12 protein-coding genes are annotated in these 14,546 nt (G+C 75.1%); 4 read left to right on the top strand and 8 right to left on the bottom strand.

The annotated features are described in order from the left end of the window. Window positions 1–201: 201 nt before the first annotated feature. From ACF06X_RS14020 to ACF06X_RS14040, 5 genes are read right to left on the bottom strand one after another with little or no spacing between them, the layout of a single operon-like run. Window positions 202–1,119 (bottom strand): NAD-dependent epimerase/dehydratase family protein, encoded by a 918-nt coding sequence (locus ACF06X_RS14020; RefSeq protein WP_392287492.1) that lies wholly within the window; start codon window positions 1,117–1,119, stop codon window positions 202–204. Further along, window positions 1,116–2,441 (bottom strand): cytochrome P450, encoded by a 1,326-nt coding sequence (locus tag ACF06X_RS14025; RefSeq protein ID WP_392287493.1) that lies wholly within the window; start codon window positions 2,439–2,441, stop codon window positions 1,116–1,118. The genes ACF06X_RS14020 and ACF06X_RS14025 overlap by 4 nt, the downstream gene beginning before the upstream one ends. Continuing rightward, entirely contained in the window at window positions 2,438–3,961 is a 1,524-nt protein-coding gene (locus ACF06X_RS14030; protein WP_392287494.1) for a class I adenylate-forming enzyme family protein, read from the bottom strand. Before ACF06X_RS14030 ends, ACF06X_RS14025 begins: the two co-directional genes overlap by 4 nt. Next, on the bottom strand, window positions 3,961–4,701 hold the full coding sequence (locus ACF06X_RS14035; protein WP_392287495.1) for a glycosyltransferase family 2 protein: 741 nt from the start codon (window positions 4,699–4,701) through the stop codon (window positions 3,961–3,963). Before ACF06X_RS14035 ends, ACF06X_RS14030 begins: the two co-directional genes overlap by 1 nt. Continuing rightward, on the bottom strand, window positions 4,698–5,726 hold the full coding sequence (locus ACF06X_RS14040) for a 3-oxoacyl-ACP synthase III family protein (RefSeq protein ID WP_392287496.1): 1,029 nt from the start codon (window positions 5,724–5,726) through the stop codon (window positions 4,698–4,700). The genes ACF06X_RS14035 and ACF06X_RS14040 overlap by 4 nt, the downstream gene beginning before the upstream one ends. A 163-nt stretch (window positions 5,727–5,889) precedes the next feature. On the opposite strand from ACF06X_RS14040, the gene ACF06X_RS14045 reads away from it, so the two are divergent. Both ACF06X_RS14045 and fusA read left to right on the top strand, forming a co-directional pair. Continuing rightward, complete coding sequence (locus ACF06X_RS14045) at window positions 5,890–6,930, top strand: enoyl-CoA hydratase/isomerase family protein (RefSeq protein ID WP_392287497.1); 1,041 nt, start codon at window positions 5,890–5,892, stop codon at window positions 6,928–6,930. A 426-nt stretch (window positions 6,931–7,356) separates the two neighbouring features. After that, the gene (gene fusA / locus ACF06X_RS14050; protein ID WP_392287498.1) at window positions 7,357–9,471 is read left to right on the top strand and encodes an elongation factor G; all 2,115 of its coding nucleotides are present in this window, start codon (window positions 7,357–7,359) and stop codon (window positions 9,469–9,471) included. A gap of 77 nt (window positions 9,472–9,548) precedes the next feature. Here fusA and ACF06X_RS14055 read toward each other — a convergent pair whose 3' ends face one another. Further along, a complete protein-coding gene (locus tag ACF06X_RS14055; RefSeq protein ID WP_392287499.1) occupies window positions 9,549–9,953 on the bottom strand; it encodes a hypothetical protein in 405 nt (134 codons plus the stop codon). Window positions 9,954–10,052: 99 nt separating this feature from the next. On the opposite strand from ACF06X_RS14055, the gene ACF06X_RS14060 reads away from it, so the two are divergent. Then, a complete protein-coding gene (locus ACF06X_RS14060) occupies window positions 10,053–10,979 on the top strand; it encodes a glutaminase (protein ID WP_392287500.1) in 927 nt (308 codons plus the stop codon). A gap of 207 nt (window positions 10,980–11,186) precedes the next feature. Further along, window positions 11,187–13,313: a SpoIIE family protein phosphatase gene (locus tag ACF06X_RS14065; RefSeq protein ID WP_392287501.1), complete on the top strand. Its 2,127-nt coding sequence runs from the start codon at window positions 11,187–11,189 to the stop codon at window positions 13,311–13,313. A gap of 72 nt (window positions 13,314–13,385) precedes the next feature. Here the strand turns inward: ACF06X_RS14065 and ACF06X_RS14070 are convergent, their stop codons facing one another. Continuing rightward, window positions 13,386–14,180, bottom strand: a complete 795-nt coding sequence (locus ACF06X_RS14070; protein WP_392287502.1) for a VOC family protein — start codon at window positions 14,178–14,180, stop codon at window positions 13,386–13,388. A gap of 148 nt (window positions 14,181–14,328) precedes the next feature. Next, complete coding sequence (locus ACF06X_RS14075) at window positions 14,329–14,511, bottom strand: DUF1272 domain-containing protein (RefSeq protein ID WP_392287503.1); 183 nt, start codon at window positions 14,509–14,511, stop codon at window positions 14,329–14,331. Window positions 14,512–14,546: the final 35 nt, after the last annotated feature.

A 14,546-nucleotide genomic window follows, 5' to 3' on the forward strand; every position in this document is an offset into this window, starting at 1 on the left:
CGGCGACCGCCTGACCGCTGCGGATCCCCGCCAGGCGACCGCCTGACCGCTGCGGATCCCGCCGGCGACCGCCTGACCGCTGCGGATCCCGCCGGCGACCGCCCGCCCCTCTACGGATCCGCCGGCGACCGCCCGACCCTCTGCTGATCCCCGCCGACGACAGCCCGGGACCGCCCGCGACCCGCATACGCCGCCGGGCGGTCAGGCCGCCGCCGTCGCTCTCGCCGCCGCGTAGTCGGCGAGGGTGCGGTGCGGCGTCCACCCCTGGGCCCGCGCCCTGGAGACGTCGAGGACGACCGTGTGGGCCAGCTGGTCGACCGCGTACCGGGTCAGCGGAGGCTCGGCGTGGGGCCGCAGACGGGACAGGGCCTCCGCCGCCACGGCCGCGCCCCGCGCCACGGGCAGCGGCAGGTGGCCGAGCCGCGCCCGCATCCCATGGGCGCGCAGGACCGTCCGTACCGCCTCGTCACGCCGGTACGGCACGGGGTCGGCGATGTTGTACGCCCCGGGCGGCCAGCCCCCGGCCGCCAGACAGGCCTCCGCCAGGTTCTCCACGGCGGTCAGGCTCAGCCGGACGTCACGGCCCGGCAGCAGCAACACCCCGCCGCGGACCCGCGCCAGGAGCCGGGGCACCAGGTGCGGATCGCCGGGCCCGTAGACCGCGCGCGGGCGGAGCACCACCGCCCCGGCGGCGAGCGCGAGCGCCTCGCCCGCCGCCTTCGTACGGCCGTAGGCGTTCAACTGCCCGCACACCGGATGCTCCTCGGTGATCCGGGCGCGGCCCGGCCCGGGGGCGTACACGCTCGCGCTGCTCACCCACACCACCGGGCGGCCCGCGGCCGCCTCCAGCAACCGTGCGGTGCCGTCGACGTTCACGGCGCGCATCGTGGCCTCGGCCGGCGATCCGGGGACCGGATCACCGACGGCCGCCGCGCAGTGCACGACGAGGTCGGCGCCCGCCAGCTCCGGCACGGCGTCCGCGGCGTCCCAGGGGATGTGCCGGCCCACCGGACCCGGCCGGCGCCCCACGCACAGCACCTCCGCGCCACGCGCCGCCGCGAGCGCGGCGACATGGGAGCCGCAGAAGCCACTGGCTCCGGTCACGGCGATGGTCCTCATGCGCTGCTCCGTTCTGCCGTTCCGCCGTCGGCTCGTGCCCGGTCGGCGGGCGCGCGGAGCGTCAGGCTGCGCCAGCCCGGCAGCGCCGCCCGCCGGTCCACCCGGGCCCGCACCACGCTCGGGCGGTACGGGGCGAGTGCGGCCAGCATGTCGTCGAGCTGAGCTCGCGCCAGCGCCGCGCCGGGGCAGGCGTGCGGACCGGCACCGAAGACGAGCTGGGCGACCGAGGGCGGCGCCGGACGCCGGGCGTCCGGCACATCGCGGTACGCCCCCACGGCGTGGCGGGCGACCAGCAGCAAGCGGTCACCCGCCCGCACCGGGCAGCCGCCGAGCTCGGCGTCGGCGGCGGCGACCCGCGGCAGCAGCGGGGAGGGCGCGGTGACCCGGAGCAGTTCGGAGACCAGGGCGGGCCGCAGCCGCTCGTCCTCGGCCTGCTCCCACCAGCCGGCGTCCGCGCACCAGGCCGCGGCGCGCGGCAGCGCGGCGACCGTCGTGTTGACCGCGGCGACGGCGAGCATGGCCCGCAGCCCGGCCTCCGGACCGCCGTCGCCTGCGCCCCCTTCGGCCTCACCCGCGAGCAGCGCCTCCAGCCGGGCCGTGGCCTCGGCGGCGACCCGTGCGGAGCCGGGCGGGCGGGGCCCGGGCAGATGGTCCCGGACGGCGGCCGCCGCCGCCTCGCCGGCCGCCCGCGCCACGGCGACCGGATCGGACGTCGTCTCCAGCAGCGCGCAGACGGTCGCCCCGGCCAACTCCCGGGCCAGCGGTACGAGATCGACCGCCCGGCCCTCGCCGAGCGGGGCGAGGCCCCCGTCGAGCACCGCCCGCCAGACCGGACGCAGCCGTGCCACACCGGCGGCGCCCAGGTCTCCCGCGATGGCCCGCCGGCTGTCACGGTGACCCGCTCCGTCCTGGTCGAACAGCATGCCGCCGCCGCCCAGTTCGCGGGCCGCGCCCCCGGTGGTCCCGGCGGCGGTCCGATCCAGGGGGATCCGGGTGAGCGCCCGGTGGTACGGCTCGGCGCCGTTCACCACCACCGCGCGCCCGATGCGGACCACGGGCCGACGGCGTACCGCCGCGAGCAGCGCGAACAGCAGCGGGTGCGAGCGTGTGTACACGCGCCGGTCACGCCGGCGCGCCGCACGGACGGCGGACGTCACCGGGCATACGGGCACGGGCACCGCCCCCGTCGGAGTCCCGCTCTCCGCCGTGCTCTCCGTCTCGCCCGGTGCCGTGCCCGGTGTCGTGCTCGGTGCCGTGTCCCGTGCCGTGCCCGGTGCCGAGCGCAGCGCCGTGCTCGGAGTCGTACGCGTATCGGCCGTCATCGGCCCCGTCCTCCCGCCCGCTCCGCCGTCAGCCGTTCCGCCGCCAAGGCCGCCGTGGCGGCGCGATCCGGCTTCAGGGAGCGGCCCGAGAGCGGGATGTCGGCGAACAGCAGCGCGTCCGGCCGGGCGCTGCCCATGCGTTCCAGCGGTGCGGCGAGCGCGGTCCGGACCCGGGCGTGGTCCGCTCCCCGGCGCGGCTGGACGACGGCGACCAGCCGTTCGTCACCGTCCTCGGCCGGAACCCCCACCAGCAGCGCCAGTTCGACGCCGGTCACGTGCAGCGCGGGTTCGTACAGACCCGGGTAGATGTTCTCGGCCCGCCTGAGCACCATGTCCTTGCAGCGTCCCTCCAGCACGATCCGCCCGTTCTCCAGCCGGGCCCGGTCGCCGGTGTCGACCCAGGGATCGGCCACCTCGCCGAGGTAGCGGTCCCGGGCCGCCGGGCCGGACAGCAGCAGTTGCCCCGCCGGCCCGGTCTTGGCCTCGACCCCCGGCAGGGGCGCGCCGACCAGGTCGCCGTCCGAGGCGAAGGCCGCCTTGTCCGCCTGTTCGACGGCCGCGGCGGGGAACAGTTCGGTGAGCGCGTACACCCCCCACGCCTCGTCCGCTCCCGCCTGCTTGACCCGGGTCAGCAGGTCGGCACTGGCCGGGGCGGATCCGGTCCACACCCGTCCGGTGAACCTGGCGCCCTTCGTAAGGGCCGCACGGAGGTGGGGCGGCGTCAGATAGGTGGCCTGCGGGGCCAGGCGGTGCATCTGCCGCGCCAGGACCCGGGGTGAGCGGGCGGGCAGCGCGACCGGCGCGCCGCTCGCCAGGGAGGGGACGAGGACGAAGAACGTCCCGCCGAGGACCGGTCGGCCCGGCTCCGGCCGCACCAGATCCGTCACGGTGGCCATGCCGGCGGCGAGCGAGGAACGGGTGTGGACCACGGCGCGCGGCAGCGAGGTGGTGCCCGAGGTGAAGACGATGACCGCGTCGCCGTCCTCGTCCACCGGTCGCGGCAGTCCCGAGGCTCCCGGCCGGGATCCACCCCCGGACGACGACCTCGCCCCCGCCTCCAGCGCGGGGGCGGAACCGGGCAGCCTCCGCCCGACCGTGGCCACCGGGCCACCCAGCTCCGCGAGATCGGGCAGGGCGAGCTGGGCCCGGCGCGCGAGCGGCCGGGCCCAGCCGGCGACCGCCTGCGCCGCCGCGTCGGCCAGGACGATGTCGGGGCGCGCCAGCGCGAGCCGGGCGCGCAGCACGTCGGGGCCCGCTCCGGGGTCGAGGACCGCGACCCGTACACCGAGCCGGTACGCGGCCAGCATCACGGCCAGCGCCCGCGGTCCCGGCCGGACCGCGACTCCGACCGTGGCACCGCGCTCGACACCGCGCGCGTGCAGGGCGAGCGCGTACCGGTCGGCGAGGTCGGCCAGTTCGCCGCAGGTCGCCCTGGTGCGTACGGCGCCGGTGCGGGTGGTGCCGAGGACGGCGGGGCGGCCGGGGTTCGACCGCAGGGTGTGGGCGAGAGCGTCGAGCATCAGCGCGGGTCCTCCCCGTGACGCCCCGGACCCTTGTCGAGGTACCAGCGGGCGGTTCCGACGATTCCGTAGGCGCGCAGGCGCCGGGTGGAGTTCTCCACGACCATGTCCCGGGCGTGCGTGATGGCGGTGGTGTGGCGCCGCACCCGGTTCAGGAAGAGCCGGTCGGTGGGGGAGGGGCGGCGGGGCATCCCGCCGACCGCCTCGTACAGACCGGCCGTGATCGCCATGTTGTTGCCCGCGTGCATCCGGTACGGAGTGAGGTAGCCGTGCCGGCGCCGGTGCGCGGGCCGGATCCGCCCGAAGAACGCCGCGGTGGCGACGAGCGTACGGAACAGGGCGCGGCCGAGCGGCCCGTGCTCGTCGCGGCGGGCGTCGATCCGCCCGCACACGAGGCCCGCACCGCCCTGCAGCGCGGCCCGCGCCGCCGCCGTCCAGCCGGGACGCGGCAGACAGTCGGCGTCGGTGCGGGCGAGCAGCGTGGCCCCCCGCGCGATCGCGTACCGGAAGCCGGTGTCGACGGCGCAGCCCACCCCCTTCTCCCGTTCGTCGAGCACATGCACCGGGAAGGGTGCCCGCTCCGCGAACGCGCGGGCGATCGCGGCGGTGTCGTCCTCGGAGGCGTTGTCCACCACGACGAGGTGGAAGTCACGGTCCCGCTGCGCGGCGAGCGCCTCCAGGGTGTCGCCGATCCGCGCGGCCTCCTGGTGGGCGGGCACCACCACCCACAGGGCGCTCACGCCTGCTCCCAGACCATCGTCATGATGCTGACGCCGCCACCCAGGCCGACGAACAACACCCGGTCGCCGGACTCCAACGTGTCCTGTATTCGGTCGAGTTGGATGCCCAGGCTCGCACTGGCGACATTGCCGAGCTCGGGAACGGTGACGACAAGACGGTCCTCGGGCACGCCGGTGATCTCCACGAACCGTTCCAGATACGGCACGGTGACCTGGTGGACGAGGACGTACCGGAAGTCGGTCCAGTCGTACCCCGTACGGTGCCGCACCCGGTCGAGTACGGACGTGCCGACCTTCTCGAACACCTCGCGCAGCTCGCCGCCGTCACCGCGGAAGTACGTGTGTTCCTCCCCGCGCGGGTGACGCGAGCCGCCGCCGAATATCCCCCCGACGCTCCAGTGCTCGGAGTGCGTCTGACTGTCCACGTCGAGGATCCCGCCGCGGTCGACCTCCGTCAGGACCACCGCCGCCCCGGCGTCGCCGAAGGTGTAGCCGGCGAAGCCGTCCCGGAACTGGTCCAGATCGGCGGGATCGTGCCGTACGGCCCGGCTCGGCGTCTCGCCGGTGACGACGAGGGCCCGCCGGGCGCGCCCCGCGAGGATCATGGAACGGGCGAGATCCACGCCGTTGACGAAGCTGTTGCAGGCGTTCGTCACGTCCAGGGCGTGCGCCCGGGAACCGAGTTCGGCCTGGACGATGTGCGCGGTGGCCGGCTCGACCATGTCGCGCGACGCGGAGGCGAACACCAGAAGGTCGATGTCCAGCGGGTCGAGGCCGGCCCGCGCCAGCGCGCCCCGTGCGGCGCCCACCGCCAGGGTGGAGGCGTACTCGTCCGGCCGCGCGACGCGGCGGGTGCGGATGCCGGTGGCCCGCTCGAACACACCGGCCGGCAGCGCGAACCCGCCCGCCTCGGACACCCGCTGCCGCAGCCGCTCCGAGCTCATGACCCGCTCCGGCAGGCAGGTGCCCACCCCGGTGATGCCGACCCGCACGGAGCCGTCGACGACGGCGTTCTGACTGTTCATGACAGGGAGGGTACGTGCGGACGGCGCCCGGGACCTGAGCGCCGGTACTCAGCCGCACTGAGCGAAAGCCCCTGATCCCGCGTGCTCGCCGCCCCGCGACCGGGCCCCGCCGGCGAGACGCTACGGTGGTCGGAAGATCGTTCCGGACGGAAGTGACGGGGACATGCGACTGATCCAGGATGTGCTGCCGCGCACCGAGGGGCGGGCCGGCTTCGTCACCCTGAACCGCCCGAAGGCCATCAACGCCCTCACCCACGCCATGGTGCGCCGCATCGACGAGGCGCTGACCGCCTGGGAGGACGATCCCGCCGTCGAGACCGTCGTCATCGAGGGCGCCGGAGAGCGCGGACTGTGCGCCGGCGGGGACATCCGGGCCATCCACGACGACGCCCGCGCCGGCGGTACCGCCTCCGTCGACTTCTGGCGCGACGAGTACCGCCTCAACGCCAGGATCGCCCGCTACCCCAAGCCGTACGTGGCCTTCATGGACGGGATCGTCATGGGCGGCGGTGTCGGCGTCTCGGCCCACGGTTCCGTCCGGATCGTCACCGAGCGCTCCCGCGTGGCGATGCCCGAGACGGGCATCGGCTTCGTCCCCGACGTCGGCGGTACGTATCTCCTGAGCCGTGCCCCCGGCGAACTGGGCACCCACCTGGCCCTCACCGGCGAAGGGGTGGGCGCCGCCGACGCCCTGCTGACCGGCCTCGCCGACCACTTCGTCCCCTCCGACGAGCTGCCCCGCCTGGCCCAGGAGCTGACCCGGGCACCCGCGCACGACGTGCTGCCCCGGTACGCCCGCCCGGCGTCGCCCGGCGGCCTCGCCGCCCGCCGCGCGTGGATCGACGCCTGCTACACGGCGGAGACGGTGGAGGAGATCGTCGACCGGCTCCTCGACTCCGGTGTGCCCGAGGCGAAGGAGGCCGCGACCACCCTCCTGGCCAGATCGCCCACCGCGCTGAAGGTGACGCTGGCCGCGATCCGCCGGGCCCGGCGCCACGACTCCCTGGAGACCGTGCTGAACATGGAGTTCCGGCTCTCGTGCGCCGCGCTCTCCTCCGCCGATCTCGTCGAGGGCATCCGCGCCCAGGTCGTCGACAAGGACCGCACCCCCCGCTGGTCCCCGGCGACGCTCGCCGAGGTGACGCCCGACGCCGTCGCCCGCTACTTCGCGGCGCCCGCCACCGCGGAGCCCTTCACGTCCTGAGGGTCGCGCGCTCGCCTCGCCGATGCGCGCGGTACGGCGTAAATCGGTGTCGCGACCGCGCTCGGGATCCCTAGACTCGCCGCACGCGCCGTCGACGTGCCGTCACGCCGGCGCGCCGATCGACCGACTTCGACCGACTTCGACCGACGAGGGGAGCCCGACCGTGCGTTGCCGTACCGCCGTCGTCGCTCCCCGGTCCCTCCGGTCCCTCCGGCCTCTCCGGTCCCTCCGGTCTCTCCGGTCCCTCCGGTCTCTCCGGTCCCGGTACGACGTGATCCTGATGTCCCGCGCCGCCCGATGCCGGCTGCGCGGCCGCCATCGGATGCCCGTGACGCATTCCTGACCCTCGCCTGCCCGATGTGCCGGCGGGGCGCCGCGTCCGGGAATCGCGCCGCCCTCTCCCGTACACGCGAAAGGCACTGGGCCGTGCGTACCCACCTTCAGCTTCCCCCGACCACCCCGCTCGACCGCGTCCGCAACCTCGGCATCCTCGCCCACGTCGACGCGGGCAAGACCACCGTGACCGAGCGGATGCTGTACCTCACCGGCGCCACCCACAAGCGCGGCGAGGTCCACGACGGCACGACCGTCACGGACTTCGACCCGCAGGAACGCGACCGTGGGATCACCATCTTCGCGGCGGCGGTCAGCTGCGACTGGGACGGTCACCGGATCAACCTGATCGACACACCCGGCCACGTCGACTTCTCCGACGAGGTGGAGCGCTCGCTCCGTGTCCTCGACGGCGCCGTCGCGGTGTTCGACGCCGTCGCGGGCGTCGAGCCGCAGAGCGAGACGGTCTGGCGGCAGGCCGACCGGCACCGGGTCCCGCGGATCGCCTTCGTCAACAAGATGGACCGCGCCGGCGCCGACCTCGACACCGCCGTGGCGTCGATCAGGGACCGGCTGCACACCGTGCCGCTGGTCGTCCAACTGCCGGTCGGCCGGGAGGACGGCTTCACCGGAGTGGTGGACCTGGTCCGCATGCGCGCCCTGCTCTGGGCCGCCGGCCACGACACGTTCACCGACGTGCCGGTGCCTGAGGGCCTGCGCGAGGAAGCACGGCGGCGCCGCCGAGCACTGGAGGAGGCCGTCGCCGAACTCCATCCGGGCGCACTGGAGGAGTTCTGCGCCCGGCCGGCCACCGACGGCTCGCCGGTGCTGGGGGAGCGCACGCTGACCACGGCGCTGCGCGACCTGACCCACGGCGGTGACGGCGTGGTCGTGCTGTGCGGATCCGCCTACCGCGACCGGGGGATGGAACCGCTGCTCGACGCCGTCGTCTCGTACCTCCCCTCGCCGCTCGACGCACCCCCGGTGCGCGGCACCCAGGACGGTGAGGAGCGGGAACAGGCCGCCGACCCGGAAGCACCCTTCGCCGCCCTGGCGTTCAAGGTGCACTCCACCGCCACCGGACGGCTGACCTATCTGCGGGTTTACTCCGGAACGATCGAGAAGGGAGACGTCGTGCTCGACGTGGCCGCACGGCGCACCGAGCGGATCGGCCGCATCCTGCGGGTGCGGGCCGACCGGAACACCGAGGTGGACCGGGCGCGGGCCGGCGACATCGTCGCCGTCGTCGGACCGAAGACGGCCCGCCCCGGCGCCACGCTCTGCGCGCCCTCGGCTCCCCTGCTCCTCGAACCGCCCACGCCGGCCGCCCCGGTGGTCTCCGTCGCGGTCGAGGCCCGCCGAAGCCTGGACACCGACCGGCTCGCGTCGGCACTGGCACGGCTGGTCGAGGAGGACCCCTCCCTCGCGGTCCGTACCGACCCCGAAACCGGCCAGACAGTGCTGTCGGGGATGGGCGAACTGCACCTGGAGGTCGCGGTGGAGAAGGTCCGACGGGCCCACGGCCTGGACGTCGGCGTCGGCAGACCGCAGGTCGCCTACCGCGAGACGGTCGTCCGCGGCGTGACCGGTCATGTCCACCGGCACGTCAAACAGGACGGCGGCGCGGGCCAGTTCGCCCATGTCGTCATCGACGTCGAACCACTCGGTACCGGCGACGACGCCGCGGGCGAGGACGGGGAGTTCGCCTTCTCCTCCACCGTCACCGGCGGCCGCGTGCCGCAGGAGTACGTCCGCGCGGTCGAGGCCGGCTGCCGGGACGCCCTGGCGGAGGGCCCGCTCGGCGGCCACCCGGTGACGGGCGTGCGGGTGACGCTCACCGACGGAGCCACCCACTCCAAGGACTCCTCGGAGATGGCGTTCCGTACGGCGGGCCGCTTCGCCCTGCGCGAGGCGCTGCGCGCCGGCGCGATGACACTGCTCGAACCGGTCGTCGAGGTCACGGCCACGGTGCCCGACAGCGCGGTGGGCGGCGTCCTCGGCGACCTGGCGGCCCGCCGCGGCCGGGTCCACGGCTCGACCTCGCGGGCCGGTACGGCGGTGATCACCGCCACCGTGCCACTGGCCGAACTCTTCGGTTACGCCTCCCGCCTGCGCGGCCGCACCCAGGGCCGCGGCACCTTCACCACCCGCCCCACCGGTTACGCCCCCGCCCCATCCGGCACGACCGGAGCACCGCCGACCCGGTGACCCCGGACCGGTGACGGCCAGACGGGCCCGCCCCTCCCCGGGGCGGGCCCGTCCCGGACCGAGAGAACGACGGCGCGTCAGCGCGCCGGCTCGCGCAGCACCACGAAGGAGCCGCGCCGCTCGTGGCCCTCCGGAGTGCGCCAGCCCGCCGTGACACCCCCCAGAGTCCCGGCGGTCACGCCGTCGGCCTCGGAATCCTCCGCCCGGAGGACCCGCGTCACCGTGAGGGTGAGCCGGGACGCGGCCGAATCCGAGCCACCGCCCGTCGCCTCCACGAGCAGGTCGGTCCCCTCCGGCCCGTCCTCGGCGGTCTTCGGCGCGCTCAGGCCTCCGGGGCCCCGGAAGTGGCGGGTGACGGTCGGGTCGGGGGTGTCGGACTCGCTCTGCGCCTGCGGCTCGGCCCGGCCCTCGACCAGCGCGAGCAGCCGCGCCACGAGCACCGGGTCGTGCGTACCGTCGTACACCCACCGCCGTCCCAGCACCCCGTGCTCCCGGGGCCGGCGCGGAGGGGCGCCGCTCGACGGCGCGGCGGGCCACCCGCGCCGCCCCCGGGAGAAGGGCGTGCGGCGCCGGACGGCACAATGAGGGGCATGCCGCAGTCGTTCCAGCCCGTCCTCGAGCGCATCGCCGAGGAGATCGGGGACATCGCCGCCCGGGGCAGGCCAGCCGACTACATCCCGGCGCTCGCCGCCGCCGACCCGGGCCGCTTCGGCATGGCCGTCGCCGAACCGGACGGCACCGTCTACGGCGTGGGCGAATGGCAGCAGCCCTTCTCCACCCAGTCCGTCACCAAGGTGTTCACCCTCGCCCTCGCCCTGGCCGGCGAGGGCGACACGCTCTGGGAGCACGTCGGACGGGAGCCGTCGGGCAACCCGTTCAACTCCCTGGTGCAGCTGGAGTACGAGAACGGCATCCCCCGCAACCCGTTCATCAACGCCGGCGCCCTGGTCGTCACCGACCGGCTGCACGGCCTGACCGGGGACGCCTCGGGCGCTCTGCTCGACCTGCTCCGCGCCGAGAGCGGCAACAAGGACCTCGACTTCGACCGGGACGTGGCCGCCTCGGAGACCGCGCACGGAGACCGCAACGCCGCGCTGGCCCACTTCATGGCCTCGTACCGGAACATCTCCACCCCCGTGCCCGCCCTTCTGCGCGAGTACTTCCGGCAGTGCTCGATCGAGGCGTCCTGCGCCGACCTCGCGCTCGCCACCGGGTTCCTCGCCCGCCACGGCATACGGGCCGACGGCTCACGGCTGCTCACCCGCAGCCAGGCCAAGCAGATCAACGCCGTCATGCTCACCTGCGGGACGTACGACGCGGCGGGCGAGTTCGCCTACCGCGTGGGGCTGCCCGGCAAGAGCGGGGTCGGCGGCGGCATCATCGCCGTCGTCCCGGGCCGCTGCACCCTCTGTGTCTGGAGCCCTGGCCTGGACGAGCGCGGCAACTCGGTCGCGGGCGTCGCGGCCCTGGACCGCTTCACCACGATCACCGGCCTCTCCGTCTTCTGAGCCGCGAGCCGCGACTCCCGCGAACCGCGCACCCCGGACGCCCACGGGACGCCCGCGGGCGCCCGCGCCCTCCCCCCGGCGAGGCGCCCTCTCCGAGGCGCCCGCGGCCCCCCGCGCGGATAATGGGGCTCATGGTTCCGCCCGTGCCCCCGCCGGTCCGACAGGGCGGGGCGGAGCACAGGGGCTCTGACGGCTGGGAGGTGCCTCGTGACCAGCACGGCCCGTCCGGTCGGAGGCGCCGGGGAGCTGGACGCCGCGCTCGCGGAGACCGTGCGGCGGACCGGCGCCTCCATCGGCGCCGTCTACCTCCTGGCACCGGACGAGCCCGTGCTGCTGCTCGAGGCACTGTTCGGGGCGCCGGCGGACGTCGCCGCACCCTGGTCGCGGGTGCCGCTCGCCGCGCCGGCCCCGGTGGCCGAATCCGTCCGCGACGAGCGCCTGATCTGGGTGGGCAGCCAGGAGGAGATGGCCCGCTCCTACCCCCGTACCGCCGTCGCGCTTCCCTACCCGCTCGCGCTCGCCGCCGCGCCCGTCATCGGCGACCGGTGCTGGGGATCGCTGCTGCTGATGTGGCCCGCCACGCGGCCGTCCCGCATGACCCGGCGCGAGCACGGCCACATCGCCGCCTGCTGCCGCCGCCTGGCCCGGCTCCTGGAGGAGGCCGTCGAGTCCGGCCGGCCCCTGGTCACGGCCGACCGGCCCCGGGTCCTTCCCCCGGACACCGGCGACCGGCCGGCCGGCCCGGCCGGGGCCGCCGCCGACTTCGCCGAGCGTCTGCCCGGCGGCTGCTGCTCCCTGGACCTGGAGGGGCGCATCACCTACCTGACATCCGGCGGAGCGGAGCTGCTGGGACGGGACGCGGGCCGCCTGCTCGGCACACTGCCGTGGCAGTCCCTGCCCTGGCTCGACGACCCCACCTACGAGGACCGCTACCGCGCCGCCGTGCTCAGCCGTGAGCCCGTCTCCTTCACGGCCTGCCGCCCGCCGGACCAGTGGCTGGAATTCCACCTCTACCCGGACGCCAGCGGCATCAGCATCCGCATCGTGCCCACCGGCGCCGCACCACCGCCCGCCCCGGCGCCCCGGCGGACCACCGGCAGCACCACCACCCCGGCCCGCGCGGGGCAGCTCTACCAGCTCATGCACCTGGCCGCCGGACTCACCGAGGTCGTCGGCGTCCAGGACGTCGTCGATCTGGTCGCCGACCAGATCATGCCCGCCTTCGGCGCCCACGGCCTGGTCCTCTCCATGGTCGACTCGGGACGGCTGCGCATCACCGGTCACCGCGGCTACCCCGCCGAGGTGATCGAGCGCCTCGACGGCCTGCCGCTCGACACCACCTTCACCCCCGCCGGCCAGGCGCTCGCCAGCGGGATCCCGTCCTTCTTCGGCGATCCGGAGGAGATGCGGCGCATCTACCCCGAGGCCCCACTGGTCAGCGGAAAGCAGGCGTGGGCGTTCCTGCCGCTGATCATCTCCGGCCGGGCCGTCGGCTGCTGCGTCCTGTCCTACGAACGCCCGCACACGTTCTCGGCCGAGGAACGCGCGGTCATGACGTCGCTCGCCGGGCTCATCGCGCAGGCCCTGGACCGGGCCCGTCTGTACGACACGAAGCATCGGCTCGCCCACGGGCTCCAGCAGGCGCTGCTGCCGCACAGCCTCCCGGCCGTCGCCGGCCTCGACGTCGCCGCCCGCTATCTGCCCGCGACCGCCGGCATGGACATCGGCGGTGACTTCTACGACCTGATCCGGCTCGGCGACACCGGCGCCGCGGCCGTGATCGGCGACGTCCAGGGCCACAACGTGGCCGCGGCCGCCCTGATGGGCCAGGTCCGTACCGCCGTCCACGCCCACGCGACCCTCGCCACACCCCCGGACAGAGTGCTCGCCGCGGCCAACCGGCTCGTCTCGGACCTCGATCCCGGCCTGTTCACCAGCTGCCTCTACGTCCACCTGGACATCGCCCACCGGCGGGTGAGCCTCGCGAGCGCGGGCCATCCGCCGCCGCTCGTACGCCACCGCGACGGCCGCACCGCACCCCTCGACGTCATTCCGGGGCCGCTGCTCGGGATCGACCCGGACGCCGAATACCCCGTCACCGAGACCGAGCTCGCCCCCGGGCTGATGCTCCTGCTCTACACCGACGGGCTCGTCGAGACGCCCGGCACCGACTACGACGACTCCGTGGCCGACCTGGCGCGCCATCTCGCCGAGGCCGACGACCGGGATCTGAGCCTTCTCATCGACTCCCTGCTGCGCAAGGCCCGGCCCGCCCTGCTGCGCACGGACGACATCGCCGTCCTCGTCCTGAAGGCCACCTCCGGCCCCTCCTGACAGCGGCCCCTCCTGACAGCGTGGCCCCGCTCCGCTCGACGGCGGCGGGTCACACGAAGGCCGTCACGGCCGTCACACGGCGTCGGAGGACTCGTCCAGGGTGAAGAGCGCGCCGTCCGGGTCCCGCAGGGTGACCTGCCGGTGGCGGCCGCCGCCCCACTCGGGGTCCGGCACGGTCTGCCCGCCGTTCTCGACGGCCAGCGCCGCCGCCGCGTCGAGGTCGCGGACCTTGAAGTGGACCAGCCAGCGGGGCCGCAGGTGCGGCTTCCACGCCGCCTCCTCCACCGGACCGCTGTTCAGTCGCGCCACCGGCTCGCCCGCACGCCGCAGGACGACCTGATCATCTTCGTAGGAGACCTCGCAGCAGCTCCCGCCGTCGGTGGCCCATTCCAGCACCTCGCCGTAGAAGACGGCCGCGTCGAAGGCGTTACGGGTGTGCAGTTCGAGCCAGGCGGGTGCCTTCCCCTCGCCGACGCTCCACTCGGACAGCACCCCGCCCTCCCAGATGCCGAACGTGGCCCCCTCCCGGTCCGCGACCAGGGCCGCCCGGCCTCGGGGCGGGTACGACACCGGGCCCACCCCGACCGTGCCGCCGCGCTCCCGGACCCGTGCCACCGCCTGATCCGCGTCGACGACGGCGAAGTACGCCGTCCAGGCGACCGGCACGGCCAGTTCCCCGGCGACCGCCCCGATGCCCGCGATGGGCACCCCGTCCCGTTCGGCGACGGAGAAGGCCCGCCCGAACCCGCCCGGCCGGAACGTCCAGCCCAGCACCGAGCCGTAGAAGCGCTGCGCCGCTTCGAGATCGCGCGCCACCAGACTCAGCCAGCACGGCGCTCCCACCACATCCGCTGCCACCAGCACCACGGCTGCCTCCTTACCGCAGTCCGCCCGGTGTCGATCTCCGGCCCGGGACCGTGTTCTGCCTGTTCCCCACCTCAGGATCGCCCATGCGCCGGGCGGCGGACGGAGCGCGCGGGCGTCAGGATGGAACGGTCGCCACGGCAAGGAGACGTCATGCTCGATCGCGACGCGGTCTCGGGACCAGCTCGCCGCCGCAGTTGGGGCAGATGTCCCGCAGGGCCTCACCGCACGGCACACAGAACGTGCACTCGTACGAACAGATGCGGGCTGGCTCGTCCTGCGGCAGGGCCGCGGTCTCGCACCGCTCGCAGCGATCACGCATCTCCAGAGCCATTCGTCTTCCTCACCTTGTGCCGTGTTCCACGGGCA

The sequence above is a fragment of the Streptomyces sp. NPDC015346 genome (assembly GCF_043078785.1).
In the GTDB taxonomy this organism is placed as follows: domain Bacteria; phylum Actinomycetota; class Actinomycetes; order Streptomycetales; family Streptomycetaceae; genus Streptomyces.

Coding starts and splice junctions, on each gene's coding strand:
- ACF06X_RS14020 (WP_392287492.1), bottom strand. CDS start 1,119: ATGAGGACCATCGCCGTGACCGGAGCCAGTGGCTTCTGCGGCTCCCAT.
- ACF06X_RS14025 (WP_392287493.1), bottom strand. CDS start 2,441: ATGACGGCCGATACGCGTACGACTCCGAGCACGGCGCTGCGCTCGGCA.
- ACF06X_RS14030 (WP_392287494.1), bottom strand. CDS start 3,961: ATGCTCGACGCTCTCGCCCACACCCTGCGGTCGAACCCCGGCCGCCCC.
- ACF06X_RS14040 (WP_392287496.1), bottom strand. CDS start 5,726: ATGAACAGTCAGAACGCCGTCGTCGACGGCTCCGTGCGGGTCGGCATC.
- ACF06X_RS14045 (WP_392287497.1), top strand. CDS start 5,890: ATGCGACTGATCCAGGATGTGCTGCCGCGCACCGAGGGGCGGGCCGGC.
- ACF06X_RS14060 (WP_392287500.1), top strand. CDS start 10,053: ATGAGGGGCATGCCGCAGTCGTTCCAGCCCGTCCTCGAGCGCATCGCC.
- ACF06X_RS14075 (WP_392287503.1), bottom strand. CDS start 14,511: ATGGCTCTGGAGATGCGTGATCGCTGCGAGCGGTGCGAGACCGCGGCC.